The organism is Caballeronia glebae (assembly GCF_001545035.1).
In the GTDB taxonomy this organism is placed as follows: Bacteria; Pseudomonadota; Gammaproteobacteria; order Burkholderiales; family Burkholderiaceae; genus Caballeronia; species Caballeronia glebae.
This window is the reverse complement of sequence record NZ_FCOJ02000077.1, coordinates 17,515-30,494: the sequence shown is the minus strand read 5'-3', so window position 1 is coordinate 30,494 and position 12,980 is coordinate 17,515. Positions and strand designations below refer to the sequence as shown.

Sequence of the window (12,980 nt, the reverse complement as noted above, 5' to 3'; positions counted from 1 at the left end):
CGATGAGCGTCTCGCCTCGTGCCGCGTGATCGCCGAAGCGAGCGGATTGCCGCTCGTCGCGGCAAGCGGCGCGCTGATGCATGCGCGCTCGCGCAAGCCGTTGCAGGACACGCTCACCGCGATTCGTCTGAACCGGCCGCTCGCCGAATGCGGCTATGCGCTCGAAGCGAACGCGGAGCGGCATCTGCGTACGCGGCTGCGAATCGGCGCGTTGTATCCGAAAGAGGCGATCAGGGAAACGCTGAAGGTGGCCGTTCGCTGCACCTTCTCGCTCGATGAACTCAAGTACGAATATCCCGAAGAACTGGTGCCGCCCGGCGAGACGCCCGCGAGCTATCTGCGCAAGCGGGTGATCGCGGGCGCGCTGCAGCGCTGGCCGAACGGCATGGATGCCGAGACGATCGGTCTCATCGAAAAGGAACTGGCGCTCGTCGCGAAGCTGGAATACGAGAAGTACTTTCTGACGGTCTACGACATCGTCGCTTTTGCGCGCAGCAAGGGGATTCTGTGTCAGGGCCGCGGCTCGGCGGCGAATTCGATCATTTGCTATTGCCTGTTCATCACCGAGCTCGACCCGGTCCGGATGGGCCTGCTGATCGAACGCTTCATTTCGCAAGCGCGCAACGAGCCGCCCGACATCGACGTCGATTTCGAGCATCAGCGGCGCGAGGAAGTCATCCAGTACATCTATCAGAAGTACGGGCGGCATCGCGCTTCGCTGGCGGCGTCGCTCATCACGTTTCACACGCGCAGCGCGCTGAAGGATGTCGGCCGTGCGCTCGGGCTCGATGCCTCGCTGATCGAGCGCATCGGCAAATCGCAGCAATGGTGGGATGGGCCGTCGGCGGTGGCCGGTTATCTCCGCGAAGCGGGCTTCAGCGACGACTCGCACGTCACGAAGCATCTCATCCGGCTCACGCGCGAGTTGCGCGGTTTTCCGCGGCATCTGTCGCAGCACGTCGGCGGTTTCGTGATCGCGCGGGAACGATTGTCGCGGCTCGTGCCGATCGAAAACGCCGCGATGAAAGACCGCTGCGTGATCCAGTGGGACAAGGACGACATCGATCAGCTGAAGCTCCTGAAAGTGGACGTGCTCGCGCTCGGCATGCTTTCGGCGATCCGGCGCGCGCTCGAATTCGTCGCGCTGCGGCGCGGCGTGCCGGGCTTCGGGCTGTCGCATATTCGTCGCGAGGACAAAGCCGTCTACGAGATGTGCTGCCGCGCGGACACAATCGGCGTGTTTCAGATCGAATCGCGCGCGCAGCAGAGCATGCTGCCGCGCTTGCGGCCCCAGACGTATTACGACCTCGTCATCGAAGTGGCGATCGTGCGGCCCGGTCCGATTCAGGGCGGCATGGTGCATCCGTATCTGCGTCGCAAGCAGGGGCTGGAAGAGGAGGATTATCCGAAAGAGGAACTGCGGCCGGTGCTCGGCCGAACGCTTGGCGTGCCAATCTTTCAGGAGCAGGTGATGAAGCTCGCAATGGTGGCGGCGAACTACACGGCGGAACAGGCCGATCAGTTGCGCCGCGCGATGGCCGCGTGGCGTCGCGGCAGTCATCTGGAAAAATATCAGGCCGATCTCATGCAGAAGATGCTCGCGCGCGGCTACGAGCACGATTTCGCGGCGCGCGTGTGCAAGCAGATCGAGGGCTTTGGCGAATACGGTTTTCCGGAAAGTCACTCGGCGAGCTTCGCGCTGCTCGTCTACATCAGCGCGTGGATCAAGCGTTACGAGCCCGCGGCGTTTCTGGCCGGCCTGCTGAACAGCCAGCCGCTCGGCTTCTATTCGCCGTCGCAACTCGTGCAGGACGCGCGGCGTCACGGCGTGCCGGTGTTCGCGCCCGATGTCTCCGTGAGCGATTGGGAAGCGGTGCTGGAAGCGCGCGCCGGCGATGGCGGGCGCATCGCGTTCGATGCCGACAAGGAACGGCGGCGTCAGCAGTTCTATGGCGCGGCCGCGTTGGATCGCGTGTTTCGGAAGACCGTGCGGCGAGCGGCGCGCAGACTCAGAAAGCGCGTCGAGCTGGATGGACGGCAATACGGAGCGAAAGGGCCGGGCGTGCGGATCGGCCTGCAATTGATCAAAGGTCTCCCGCAAGCGGCGGCCGAGCGCATCATGGCCGCGCGCGCGCAAGCGCCGTTCAGCGATGTCGACGATCTCACGCGCCGTGCCGCGTTGTCGCGCCGCGAACTCGAAGCACTCGCGGCGGGAAATGCGCTCGCGAGCATCTCGGGGCATCGGCGTCAGGCGTGGTGGGCGGTCACGGCGCAGCAGCGCGCACCGGAATTGCTGCGCGACGCGCCGATGAGCGAGGCGCCGCTCGCGCTGCCGGAAGCATCCGAAGGCCGCGAAATCGTCGACGATTACGCGAGTCTCGGGCTCACGCTCAATCGTCATCCGCTCGCGCTTTTGCGCGCGAAGCTTGCGCGTATGCGCTTCAAGACCGCGGCTGACCTGGCGGAAATCAGAAGCGGACGCTTCGTGCGGGCGTGCGGCATCGTGACAGTGCGACAGCGGCCGGGCACGGCGAACGGCACGATTTTCGTGTCGATCGAGGACGAAACGGGCGCGATCAACGTGATCGTCTGGCCGGGGCTCGTCGAGAAGCAGCGCAAGGTGCTGCTAGGCGCGTCGCTGCTCGGCGTGCACGGCGTCTGGCAAATGGAGGGCGACGTGCGCCATCTGGTGGCGCAACGGCTCGAAGACCATAGCGCTTTGCTCGGCCGCCTTGCCGCGCCGAGCCGCGATTTTCATTGAGACGAGACGCCCGGATACTTCGCGAGCAGTCCGCCGATCGCGATGTCGAACGGCGTGCGCCGGCCGATTCCCAGCGCTTCGAGCCGGCCGGAATCGAGATGACAGTCGCGCGGGCGCGGCGTCGCGTCCGTCGGCGTGCGCTGCGCGACGAGCCTGGCGTCCACTTTCAGCGCCCGTGCGATGCGTTCGGCGATATCGAACTTCGTCATCGGTTCGTCGCCGGACCATTGCGTGATGCCCGAGATCGTCGCGCCTTTCGCACGGTGTTCGAGCATGCCGCGGATCACCACGGCGACATCGGACGTGAGAGTCGGATAGCGCGTCGCCCAGGCATCCATCGATGCGGACGGGTTTGCCGGGTCGGCCGACTTCACGATCGCGGGCGTGAGACTCGTCACCGCGGATTCGTTCCAGTCGGTGAACGGCCCGTAAAGCAGCGGCAAACGCAGCACGCACGACATCGGATCGCTCGCGAGCAATGCGCGTTCGCCGTCGAGCTTGCTCCGGCCGTAGGCATTGAGCGGCGCGGGCGCGTCGTCGGGCAAATAGGGCGGCGACGTGCCGTCGAATACGTAGTCGGTCGAAATCGACAATACCCATGCGCCGAGCGCGCGCGCTTCGGTCGCGATCACGCTCAGCGCATCGACGTTCAACGCGCGTGCGAGCGCCGGATCGTTTTCGCAGATGTCCGGACGCCGCTCCGCCGCCGCGACCACGATCGCATCCGGCGCGAGCTCGCGAAGGAAGGCGCGCACCGCGTCATGGTCGAGCAGATCGAGTTTCACGCTCGTGGCGTCGGCGCGACTGCGGGCCGTGCGCACGACGCGCCATTTCTGCGCGCCGGCCGCGCTCGCCAGTTCGGCGGCGACCGCGCGACCGAGCAACCCCGACGCCCCGATGAGCGCGACGGTAAAGCGCTCGTTCCCCCTCATGCCGAAGCGACGCCGACGACCGTGTAGCCGGCCTCGTCGATGGCTTCCTTCAACGCATCGTTCGAAACGGCGGACTCGACGGCGACCTTGCCTCGCTCCAGATCGACGCGAACCTGCGCCTGCGGATCGATTTCCTGAATCGAGCGCGTCACGGCCGCGACGCAGTGCTGGCAACTCATGCCCTGAACTTCGAATTCGGTCATTGCGGTTCCTATTGAGAAGCTTCGATCGACGACATCGTATACCTTGCCATCATGGGAAGGTGTAGAGTCAGGATGAAATTTTTCAGGAGCGAACGATGAATATCGGCGAAGCGGCCCGCGCCTCGGGCGTGACGGCGAAAATGATCCGCTATTACGAAAGCGTCGGATTGCTGAATCCGGTCGGGCGCACATCGTCGGGGTATCGCGTGTATGGCGATCATGAGGTGCATGCGCTGCGTTTCGTGCGTCAGGCGCGCCGGCTCGGCTTTCTCGTCGACGATATCCGCAAGCTGCTTGCCTTGTGGCAGGACCGGTCGCGGGCGAGCGCCGAGGTGAAGTCGATCGCGCTGGAGCATGTCGCGGAACTCGACCGACGAATCGCCGAACTGACGGAAATGCGCGACACGCTGTCGCATCTGGCGAACCACTGTCACGGCGATGCCCGGCCGGACTGCCCGATTCTGGATAAGCTGGCGCAGTGAATGCACATAAGTGGTGCTCAAATGCAAGGCAATACGCTCGATTCTTAATATTTTTCCTAAAAATCAATGGTTTAAGGAAGCGAATCTTCCGCACCATTCCGAAACCGAATGCACACTATTCAAGCATTTCACTACCACTTCCCGAATGTTCTCCTCTATAATACGGGTATTCCCTAACGCGGGTTATCCCTGACCCGAATTGCCAGGGATCTTTTGAAGACCTTGGAGAACATCATGTTTGCATTCCTGATCGAAAAACTGAGCATCTGGTTTGAAGCCGCCGAGCAGCGCCGCCGCGAAGCCTACCTTGCGCAATCGACGGACATCGTCCAACTCGAAAAGCGCATCCGCTCGCTCGAATCGAACGGCTATAACGCTTAAGCGTTTCGTTCCTGGCGCCGAAAACGCCGAACGTGAAAATTGAAAAGCCCCGCATCGCGGGGCTTTTGCTTATCTGCGTGATGTGAGCGTGGACCGCCTTACTGTTTCGGCGGATGCTGCTCCAGCCACTGCTTCATGAACGCGATTTCCTTGTTCTGCGCGGCGATGACGTCCTTCGCCAGCTTGCGCAGCTTCGCGTCCTTGCCGTACTTCAGTTCGACCTTAGCCATTTCCACGGCGCCTTGATGATGCGGAATCATGTGCGCGACAAAATCGCGATCGGCGTTCCCCGTGTACTCGATGGCCGACATGCCCGACATCATTTTCTGATCGGCGGCCTGGAATGCGGCAGTGGACGAGACGTCCGTAGGCTTCGGCGCGTGCTGCTCCATGTTCATGCCGGGCATTGCATCGCTCGCGGGCGCCGCGGTCTGGGCGATCGCGCTTGCGCTACAGAGGGTGGCAACGAGGGCAAGCGCGATTCTTGTTGTTTTCATCGAATCTCCTGTGGAAGGGGCGGTTTTAGAGCTGCGTTTGTGTCGGAACGCCTAGCCTAAAGCTTGCCACGGGGGTAAGGTAAAGCGGTTTCGTCTACATAAAGAGCGCTCGATGCGTGGCAACATCAACGACCTGACGAATATGCGCTTTCGCGACCGAGTCGCGAAAGCCACATGTATTTGCATTGCGCTCGCCGCAGCCTTGCTTGGCTCGCAGCTGGCACACGCCAAGCCGGGCGGCGAGCCTCTCGTGCTCGATACGCAAACCGGCATTCACAGCGGCGTGAGCGGCACTGTGCTCCAGAGCGGGCCACTTGGCGGCCCAGGCATGGTGCCGATGGCGACCTTGCCCGGCATTCCACAGGAGGCCCAGCCGCCAATCGTCGTTTCACCGTACGTCGAATATTCGAACGGGCAGAACACTGCGCCCACACAGCCCAGTGGAGGCGCGCGCCCGAGAACGCCGCGCACGCCTCATCCCTGATCGCGAGCCAAAGTCAGGCCGCGCGATGTTCGAGCTTGAACGAAGCGTTGTCGTCCTCGCCGAGCGCTTTGACGAGATAGGGCAGTGACTCCTTCAGATCCTTCGCCAGCGTGTAGGGCGGATTGATTACGAACATGCCGCTGCCGAACAGGCCGAAGCCGTCCGTCGGCGGCTTTCTCACCGTGAGGGCCGCATGCAGCCAGCCGTTCGGCTGAAGGGCCTTCAACTGATCGGCGAAACGCTGCGACTCCGTGCGCGCGACGATCGGGTACCAGACCGCGTACGTTCCGGTCGCGAAGCGCTTGATGCTTTCTTCGAGACACGTAAGCGCGCGGGCGTAGTCGCGCTTGTCCTCGTAAGACGGGTCGATCAGCACGAGCGCGCGCCTCGGCGGCGGTGGAAGAAGCGCCTTGATGCCGTCGAAGCCGTCGCCTTCGTAGATCATCGCGCGCCGGCCGGCATCGCGGAAATTGTGGCGCAGCACGTCGATCTCGGTGCTGTGCATCTCGAAAAGGCGCATGCGATCCTGCTCGCGCATCGCGCGCCAGGCGAGATAGGGCGAGCCGGGATAGAAGCGCAGACCGCCATCGGGATTCAGCGCCTTCACTTCACCGGCATAGTCGGCGAGTAGCGCAGGCAGGTCGTCGCGATCCCAAAGCTTGCCGATGCCCGTCTCGAACTCCGCGTTCTTCGCCGCGAAGCCTTCGGTGAGCGAATAGACGCCGGCACCGGCGTGCGTGTCGATATACCAATACGATTTGTCCTTCTGGCCGAGATAGCGAAGCATCTGGATGACGATCGCGTGTTTCAGCACATCGGCGTGGTTGCCCGCATGAAAGGCGTGACGATAACTGAGCATGGCAGGAGGCCCGCGTCGGGCGCGAGAAGCAGAAGTGAAAGGTGCGGAGGAAGGGCGCCTATTCTAGCTGACCCTGTCCCACGCAATACGCGCGACGCCAGGGCCGCGCTGCGGCGCACTGCGTCCTTCATGCACAATAACCGCTCCCGAGCACTCGTGAATAGTCGGCCGAACGGCCTAGGCATTCTGATTGTTCGCCCGACTGTTCCTATGTCGAACGGCCAGCTTGATGGTCGTGCCGATGGATGTTGTCATACACCCGATGTCTTTCACTGGATAGGAGGTTCGCATGTCATCAAACGGTAAGCTCGACGGCAAGACCGCGGTCGTGACGGGCGCGGCGAGCGGTATCGGCCGCGCAATCGCGCTCACGCTGGCCGGCGCGGGCGCGGCGGTCGCCATCGCCGATCTGAATCAGACGGGCGCGAATGCGGTCGCCGAGGAGATTCGCGGCGAGGGCGGCAAGGCCATCGGCATCGCGATGGACGTGACGAACGAAGAAGCGGTCAATCAGGGTATCGAACGCGTCGCGGCGGAGTTCGGCTCGGTGGACATCCTCGTGTCGAATGCGGGCATCCAGATCGTCAATCCGATCGAAAACTACGCATATGCCGACTGGAAAAAGATGATGGCGATCCACGTCGACGGCGCGTTTCTCACCACCAAAGCCGCGCTGAAGCACATGTACAAGGACGATCGCGGCGGCGTCGTGATCTACATGGGCTCGGTGCATTCGCACGAGGCGTCGCCGCTGAAATCGGCGTATGTGACCGCGAAACACGGCTTGCTCGGCCTCGCGCGCGTGCTCGCAAAGGAAGGCGCGAAGCACAATGTGCGCTCGCACGTCGTCTGCCCGGGTTTCGTGCGCACGCCGCTCGTCGACAAGCAGATTCCCGAGCAGGCGAAGGAGCTGAAAATCAGCGAGGAAGAAGTCGTCAAGCGCGTGATGCTGGGCGGCACGGTCGATGGTGTGTTCACGACCGTCGAGGATGTCGCTCAAACTGTGCTCTTCCTGTCGGCGTTCGAAACGGCGGCGCTGACGGGCCAATCGTTCGTCGTGAGTCACGGCTGGTTCATGCAATAAGGAGAAGACGCGGGATGTCGGAAATCGAGAACGAAGAAGTCATAGGAAGGGGGCGCGCGGGGCATCGAGAGTCCGCCGCGCGCGACGAATCCGCCGGAAAGCAACGTATCCACGTGCCGCCCTACGAGACGATCGCGCTCATGCTCCAGGGCGGCGGCGCACTGGGCGCCTATCAGGCAGGCGTCTATCAGGGCCTTCATGAGGCGGACATTCATCCGAACTGGATCGCCGGCATCTCGATCGGCGCGCTCAACACGGCGATCATCGCGGGGAACGCGCCCGAGCATCGCGTGACGCGTCTGCGAGAATTCTGGGAGACGATCTGCCAACCCGCGTTCGGTTTGCCGTTGCCCGCCTTCGTCGAGCGCGCGCTGTTCGATTCCGCCGATCAAATCCGCCAGGCGTTCACCGCCATGCAGGCCTTCGGTGCGCTCGTCGAGGGGCAGAAGGGTTTTTTCATCCCGCGTTTTCCGACGCCGTCGCCGATCGCGTCGAGTTCGCCGCAGGCCGCGAGCTATTACGACACCACGCCGCTGAAGGCCACGCTGGAGCGTCTTTGCGACTTCGACCGCATCAATTCCGGCGAGACGCGCGTGTCGGTCGGTGCTGTGAACGTCGCGACCGGCAACTTCGCGTATTTCGACAACACGCAGATCCGCTTGCGCGCCGAGCATTTCATCGCTTCGGGCGCCTTGCCGCCGGGCTTCGCCGCAGTCGAGATCGACGGCCAGTTCTATTGGGACGGCGGCCTCATGTCGAACACGCCGCTCTACGAGATCGCGCAGGCAACGCCGCGCCGCGACACGCTCGCTTTCCAGGTCGATCTGTGGAGCGCGCGCGGACCGGTGCCGGACAGCATCGTCGACGTGATGGGACGCGTGAAGGACGTCCAGTTTTCGAGCCGCACGCGCCTCGTCACGGACCAGATGCAGCGCTCGCAGCGCTACCGGAACGTGTTGCAGCACGTGCTCGATCTCGTGCCCGAATCCGTCCGTCAGAGCGACGAATGGTGCAGGCTCGCCGAGGAACTGGCGTGTTCGAAGCGCTACAACATCATCCATTTGATCTACCGGCAGAAAGAGTACGAGGGCCATTACAAGGACTACCAGTTCGGCTTTTCGACGATGCACGAGCACTGGGAAAGCGGCCTCGACGATATGCGCCGCACCCTTGCGCACCGCGACTGGCTCGATATGCCCAACGGCGAATCCCGTTTCGTGACGCATGACATCCATCGCGACGAGCGATAGACACATTGCGCAGGACGGAACGCCCCGAACAGGCGAGAATTTGTGTCCCTTTGTATAATTCGGGACGCATTCCGGGCGGCGGTTGTCGTTGACGTCGCCGCGCACCATGACTTTTCCCGGCTTTAGATGAAATCGATCGCGGTCTGCTTCGTCTGTCTCGGCAATATCTGCCGCTCGCCCAGCGCGGAAGCGGTGATGCGCGATCTCGTCGAGCGCGCGAAACTGGCCGACCGCATAGTCATCGATTCGGCCGGCACCGGCGATTGGCACATCGGCGAGCCGCCCGACGAGCGCGCCCAGAAGGCGGCGAAGAAGCGTGGCTTCGATCTGGCGAACTTGCGCGGACGTCAGGTCGGAGCAGTCGATTTCGCGCGCTTCGATTTGTTCATCGTCATGGACGACGCCAATGCCGCCGCCTTGACGGACGTCTGCCCGCCCGAGCATCGCGACAAGATCCGCTTGTTGATGGAATTCGCCACGCGCGACGACAGCCGCGTGGTGGTCGATCCCTATTTCGGCGGCGAAGAGGGTTTCGAAAAGGTGCTCGATCAATGCGAGGACGCCTGCGAAGGCTTGCTGAAAGCTTTGCGCGCGCAGCTGGCGATCTGATCGACGGCATTTCCGGAGCCCGAAAAAAGCACGTTAAAAGACTACTTATCTCGGCCCGGATACTTGACTAAAACTGTGGGATATTTATACTTGACGAAAATCATCGAGTATTAGCGGTAGCCCCCAATTATGAGACTCACCACGAAAGGCCGTTTCGCCGTCACGGCGATGATCGACCTGGCGTTGCGCCAGGAGCAGGGCCCGGTGACGCTGGCAGGCATCAGCCAGCGCCAGCGCATCTCGCTTTCCTACCTCGAACAGCTCTTCGGCAAGCTGCGACGGCACGAGATTGTCGAGTCGGTCCGCGGACCGGGCGGCGGCTACAACCTCGCGCGCCGCGCGGAGAACGTCACGGTTGCCGACATCATCATCGCGGTCGACGAGCCGATCGACGCCACGCAGTGCGGCGGCAAGGGTACCTGCGAAGGCACGAAGCATCACGACGGCCACTGCATGACGCACGAGCTCTGGGCGACCTTGAACCAGAAGATGGTCGAGTACCTCGATTCCGTCTCGTTGAAGGATCTGGTCGACCAGCAGCGTGCGCGCGAAGGCTCTTCGGCGGTGCTGCGCGACCGGCGCACCGAATCGGCCGGCGTCGAGGCCGCGCGCGTGGCGCCCAAGGGTCCGAATTCCATTTTCAATCTGGCCGGATGACATAAACGCCGCGACGGCACGAGCCGAGCGCGCAGACAAGAACGTCCCAGCCAAGAGCTTTGACCGATTTTCCCGGAGCGACTGATGAACAACGATATTCCCCACCTGCCCATTTACATGGACTACAGCGCGACGACCCCCGTCGATCCGCGCGTGGTGGACAAGATGATCCCGTATCTTCGCGAGCAGTTCGGCAATCCGGCCTCGCGCAGCCACCAGTACGGCTGGGATGCGGAGCGTGCGGTCGAAGAAGCGCGCGAGAACGTCGCGGCGCTCGTGAATTGCGATCCGCGCGAGATCATCTGGACGTCGGGTGCGACGGAATCGGACAACCTCGCCATCAAGGGCGCGGCGCACTTCTACAAGAGTAAGGGCAAGCACGTCATCACCGTGAAGACCGAGCACAAGGCCGTGCTCGACACCACGCGTGAGCTGGAGCGTGAAGGCTACGAAGTCACGTATCTCGACGTGAAGGACGACGGTCTCATCGATCTCGAAAAGTTGAAGGCGGCGATCCGTCCGGACACGATTCTCGTCTCCGTGATGAGCGTGAACAACGAGATCGGCGTGATTCAGGACATCGAGGCGATTGGCGAGATCACGCGCGAGAAGGGCATCATTTTTCACGTCGATGCGGCGCAGGCCACCGGCAAGATCCAAATCGACCTGCAAAAGCTGAAGGTCGATCTGATGTCGTTCTCGGCGCACAAGACGTATGGCCCGAAGGGCATCGGCGCGCTGTACGTGCGCCGCAAGCCGCGCGTGCGCATCGAAGCGCAGATGCACGGCGGCGGTCACGAGCGCGGCATGCGTTCGGGCACCCTCGCGACGCATCAGATCGTCGGCATGGGCGAAGCGTTTCGCATCGCGCGCGAGGAAATGGCGACGGAGAACGAGCGCATTCGCATGCTGCGCGACCGTCTGCTGAAAGGCCTGCAGGATATCGAAGAGGTGTACGTCAACGGCGACATGGAACGCCGCGTGCCGCATAACCTCAATATCAGCTTTAACTTCGTCGAAGGCGAATCGCTGATTATGGCGGTGAAGGATGTCGCGGTGTCGTCCGGTTCGGCGTGCACATCGGCCTCGCTTGAGCCTTCATATGTGTTGCGCGCGCTCGGCCGCAACGACGAACTCGCGCACAGCTCGATCCGCTTCACGGTCGGCCGCTTCACCACCGAGCAGGACGTCGACTACGTGATCAACCTGCTGAAGAGCAAGATCGCGAAACTGCGCGATCTGTCGCCGCTCTGGGAAATGCACAAGGACGGCATCGACATCTCGACCATCCAGTGGGCAGCGCACTAAGCGGCCGCACTGAGCGGCGCGCGACACCGAATATTAGGAGAGTTTGAATCATGGCTTATAGCGACAAGGTTCTGGACCACTACGAAAACCCGCGCAACGTCGGCTCGTTCTCGAAAGACGACGACACCGTCGGTACCGGCATGGTCGGCGCGCCCGCGTGCGGCGACGTGATGAAGCTGCAGATCCGCGTCGGCGCGGATGGCGTGATCGAGGACGCGAAGTTCAAGACCTACGGCTGCGGCTCGGCAATTGCATCGAGTTCGCTCGTCACCGAATGGGTGAAGGGCAAGACGCTGGATCAGGCGCTCACTATCAAGAACACGCACATCGCCGAAGAACTGGCGCTGCCGCCGGTGAAGATCCACTGCTCGATCCTCGCGGAAGACGCGATCAAGGCGGCGGTTGCGGACTACAAGCAGCGTCATGGCGTCGCTGCGCCCGAAGCGCAGGCGGCAGAAGCGAAGCAACACGCGGCCTAAGTGACGAAAGCGGGCGCCATGCATGCGTGTGGCGCCTCGGAGAGAGAAGCGAAGACATGGCAATCACGTTGACGGATAAAGCGGCACAACACGTGCAGAAGTATCTGATGCGGCGCGGCAAGGGCGTCGGCTTGCGCTTGGGCGTGCGCACGACGGGCTGTTCGGGCCTCGCCTACAAGCTCGAATATGTCGACGAGCTCGCGCCGGAAGACACCGTGTTCGAGTCGTCGGGCGTGAAGATCGTGATCGATCCGAAGAGTCTTCCGTATCTCGACGGCACCGAACTGGACTTCGCCCGCGAAGGCCTGAACGAAGGCTTCAAGTTCAACAACCCGAACGCGAAGGACGAGTGCGGCTGCGGCGAATCCTTCCGCATCTGACGGGAATGACGCCGGCGGTATCGGCAAGAGAGGCGGCGCGTGCCGCCTTTTTTATTCGCGCACACTGAATTCATAGACATAGCATGGCTTCGCTTACCGACAGTCACTTCGATCTCTTCGATCTGCCGCAGACCTTCGCCGTCGATCCGCAAAAGCTCGACGACGCCTATCGCACCGTGCAGGCGCAAGTGCATCCGGACCGTTTCGCCGCCGCCGGCGATGCGCAGAAACGCGTCGCGATGCAGTGGGCCACGCACGCGAACGAGGCCTATCAGACGCTGCGCGATCCGCTCAGGCGCGCGCGCTATATGTTGTCGCAGCGTGGCATCGACGTCGGCGCGGAGAACAACACCGCGATGGAGCCTGCGTTCCTGATGCAGCAGATGGAATGGCGCGAAAATATCGAGGATGCCGCGAACGCGAAGAACATCGGCGCGCTCGAAGCGCTGCTCGACGAATTGCGCGACGAAGAGCGCGTGCGCTTCACCAAGCTAGAGGCGCTGATCGACAGCAAGTCGGATCAGCCCGCGAGCGAAGCGGTGCGTCAGTTGATGTTCATCGAACGCGTGGCGACGGAGATCGACGCGCAAATCGAACGGCTGGAGCACGCGTAA

General features: G+C 62.6%; 16 protein-coding genes. 12 read left to right on the top strand and 4 right to left on the bottom strand.

Features of this window, described 5'->3' with window-relative positions; all coding sequences use genetic code 11:
* Positions 1-2,761, top strand: a 2,761-nt coding sequence (locus AWB82_RS32735) for an error-prone DNA polymerase (RefSeq protein WP_086973445.1), incomplete at its 5' end; no start/stop codon positions are given.
* Here the strand turns inward: AWB82_RS32735 and AWB82_RS32730 are convergent.
* Both AWB82_RS32730 and AWB82_RS32725 read right to left on the bottom strand, forming a co-directional pair.
* Complete coding sequence (locus AWB82_RS32730) at positions 2,755-3,693, bottom strand: dTDP-4-dehydrorhamnose reductase family protein (RefSeq protein ID WP_086973443.1); 939 nt, start codon at positions 3,691-3,693, stop codon at positions 2,755-2,757. The two genes, AWB82_RS32735 and AWB82_RS32730, sit on opposite strands and share 7 nt — an antisense overlap.
* Positions 3,690-3,896: a heavy-metal-associated domain-containing protein gene (locus AWB82_RS32725; protein ID WP_086973442.1), complete on the bottom strand. Its 207-nt coding sequence runs from the start codon at positions 3,894-3,896 to the stop codon at positions 3,690-3,692. Before AWB82_RS32725 ends, AWB82_RS32730 begins: the two co-directional genes overlap by 4 nt.
* 95 nt (positions 3,897-3,991) lie before the next feature.
* Between AWB82_RS32725 and cueR the strand changes: the two genes are divergently transcribed.
* Both cueR and AWB82_RS32715 read left to right on the top strand, forming a co-directional pair.
* Positions 3,992-4,378, top strand: coding sequence for a Cu(I)-responsive transcriptional regulator (gene cueR / locus AWB82_RS32720; protein ID WP_008349194.1), 387 nt, complete (start codon positions 3,992-3,994; stop codon positions 4,376-4,378).
* A gap of 234 nt (positions 4,379-4,612) precedes the next feature.
* Complete coding sequence (locus AWB82_RS32715; RefSeq protein WP_086973441.1) at positions 4,613-4,759, top strand: DUF3563 family protein; 147 nt, start codon at positions 4,613-4,615, stop codon at positions 4,757-4,759.
* A 98-nt stretch (positions 4,760-4,857) separates the two neighbouring features.
* On the opposite strand, the gene copM is transcribed toward AWB82_RS32715, so the two are convergent.
* Positions 4,858-5,256 (bottom strand): CopM family metallochaperone, encoded by a 399-nt coding sequence (gene copM / locus AWB82_RS32710; protein ID WP_086973440.1) that lies wholly within the window; start codon positions 5,254-5,256, stop codon positions 4,858-4,860.
* A 112-nt stretch (positions 5,257-5,368) separates the two neighbouring features.
* On the opposite strand from copM, the gene AWB82_RS32705 reads away from it, so the two are divergent.
* The gene (locus AWB82_RS32705) at positions 5,369-5,740 is read left to right on the top strand and encodes a hypothetical protein (protein WP_086973439.1); all 372 of its coding nucleotides are present in this window, start codon (positions 5,369-5,371) and stop codon (positions 5,738-5,740) included.
* Between the two features lie 13 nt (positions 5,741-5,753).
* On the opposite strand, the gene AWB82_RS32700 is transcribed toward AWB82_RS32705, so the two are convergent.
* The gene (locus AWB82_RS32700) at positions 5,754-6,599 is read right to left on the bottom strand and encodes a 23S rRNA (adenine(2030)-N(6))-methyltransferase RlmJ (protein ID WP_086973438.1); all 846 of its coding nucleotides are present in this window, start codon (positions 6,597-6,599) and stop codon (positions 5,754-5,756) included.
* A 289-nt stretch (positions 6,600-6,888) separates the two neighbouring features.
* Between AWB82_RS32700 and AWB82_RS32695 the strand changes: the two genes are divergently transcribed.
* The 8 genes from AWB82_RS32695 to hscB all read left to right on the top strand — a co-directional run bounded on the left by AWB82_RS32695 (position 6,889) and on the right by hscB (position 12,980).
* Positions 6,889-7,683, top strand: a complete 795-nt coding sequence (locus tag AWB82_RS32695) for a 3-hydroxybutyrate dehydrogenase (protein ID WP_086973437.1) — start codon at positions 6,889-6,891, stop codon at positions 7,681-7,683.
* A 14-nt stretch (positions 7,684-7,697) separates the two neighbouring features.
* Positions 7,698-8,933, top strand: coding sequence for a DUF3734 domain-containing protein (locus AWB82_RS32690; RefSeq protein ID WP_096031478.1), 1,236 nt, complete (start codon positions 7,698-7,700; stop codon positions 8,931-8,933).
* A gap of 126 nt (positions 8,934-9,059) precedes the next feature.
* Positions 9,060-9,542 (top strand): low molecular weight protein-tyrosine-phosphatase, encoded by a 483-nt coding sequence (locus AWB82_RS32685; protein ID WP_086973436.1) that lies wholly within the window; start codon positions 9,060-9,062, stop codon positions 9,540-9,542.
* Positions 9,543-9,671: 129 nt separating this feature from the next.
* Positions 9,672-10,199: a Fe-S cluster assembly transcriptional regulator IscR gene (gene iscR / locus AWB82_RS32680; RefSeq protein WP_086973435.1), complete on the top strand. Its 528-nt coding sequence runs from the start codon at positions 9,672-9,674 to the stop codon at positions 10,197-10,199.
* 84 nt (positions 10,200-10,283) lie between these two features.
* A complete protein-coding gene (locus AWB82_RS32675) occupies positions 10,284-11,507 on the top strand; it encodes an IscS subfamily cysteine desulfurase (RefSeq protein ID WP_086973434.1) in 1,224 nt (407 codons plus the stop codon).
* Between the two features lie 50 nt (positions 11,508-11,557).
* Positions 11,558-11,986 (top strand): Fe-S cluster assembly scaffold IscU, encoded by a 429-nt coding sequence (gene iscU / locus AWB82_RS32670; protein WP_086973433.1) that lies wholly within the window; start codon positions 11,558-11,560, stop codon positions 11,984-11,986.
* A gap of 56 nt (positions 11,987-12,042) precedes the next feature.
* Positions 12,043-12,366, top strand: a complete 324-nt coding sequence (gene iscA / locus AWB82_RS32665; RefSeq protein ID WP_086973432.1) for an iron-sulfur cluster assembly protein IscA — start codon at positions 12,043-12,045, stop codon at positions 12,364-12,366.
* Between the two features lie 83 nt (positions 12,367-12,449).
* Positions 12,450-12,980 (top strand): Fe-S protein assembly co-chaperone HscB, encoded by a 531-nt coding sequence (gene hscB / locus AWB82_RS32660; protein ID WP_086973431.1) that lies wholly within the window; start codon positions 12,450-12,452, stop codon positions 12,978-12,980.

Excerpts from the sequence above, each read along its gene's own strand:
- AWB82_RS32690 (WP_096031478.1), top strand. The coding sequence starts at position 7,698 with ATGTCGGAAATCGAGAACGAAGAAGTCATAGGAAGGGGGCGCGCGGGG.
- iscU (WP_086973433.1), top strand. The coding sequence starts at position 11,558 with ATGGCTTATAGCGACAAGGTTCTGGACCACTACGAAAACCCGCGCAAC.
- AWB82_RS32700 (WP_086973438.1), bottom strand. The coding sequence starts at position 6,599 with ATGCTCAGTTATCGTCACGCCTTTCATGCGGGCAACCACGCCGATGTG.
- AWB82_RS32725 (WP_086973442.1), bottom strand. The coding sequence starts at position 3,896 with ATGACCGAATTCGAAGTTCAGGGCATGAGTTGCCAGCACTGCGTCGCG.
- AWB82_RS32705 (WP_086973439.1), top strand. The coding sequence starts at position 5,369 with ATGCGTGGCAACATCAACGACCTGACGAATATGCGCTTTCGCGACCGA.
- iscA (WP_086973432.1), top strand. The coding sequence starts at position 12,043 with ATGGCAATCACGTTGACGGATAAAGCGGCACAACACGTGCAGAAGTAT.
- hscB (WP_086973431.1), top strand. The coding sequence starts at position 12,450 with ATGGCTTCGCTTACCGACAGTCACTTCGATCTCTTCGATCTGCCGCAG.
- AWB82_RS32715 (WP_086973441.1), top strand. The coding sequence starts at position 4,613 with ATGTTTGCATTCCTGATCGAAAAACTGAGCATCTGGTTTGAAGCCGCC.
- AWB82_RS32730 (WP_086973443.1), bottom strand. The coding sequence starts at position 3,693 with ATGAGGGGGAACGAGCGCTTTACCGTCGCGCTCATCGGGGCGTCGGGG.
- iscR (WP_086973435.1), top strand. The coding sequence starts at position 9,672 with ATGAGACTCACCACGAAAGGCCGTTTCGCCGTCACGGCGATGATCGAC.
- AWB82_RS32685 (WP_086973436.1), top strand. The coding sequence starts at position 9,060 with ATGAAATCGATCGCGGTCTGCTTCGTCTGTCTCGGCAATATCTGCCGC.
- copM (WP_086973440.1), bottom strand. The coding sequence starts at position 5,256 with ATGAAAACAACAAGAATCGCGCTTGCCCTCGTTGCCACCCTCTGTAGC.
- cueR (WP_008349194.1), top strand. The coding sequence starts at position 3,992 with ATGAATATCGGCGAAGCGGCCCGCGCCTCGGGCGTGACGGCGAAAATG.
- AWB82_RS32695 (WP_086973437.1), top strand. The coding sequence starts at position 6,889 with ATGTCATCAAACGGTAAGCTCGACGGCAAGACCGCGGTCGTGACGGGC.
- AWB82_RS32675 (WP_086973434.1), top strand. The coding sequence starts at position 10,284 with ATGAACAACGATATTCCCCACCTGCCCATTTACATGGACTACAGCGCG.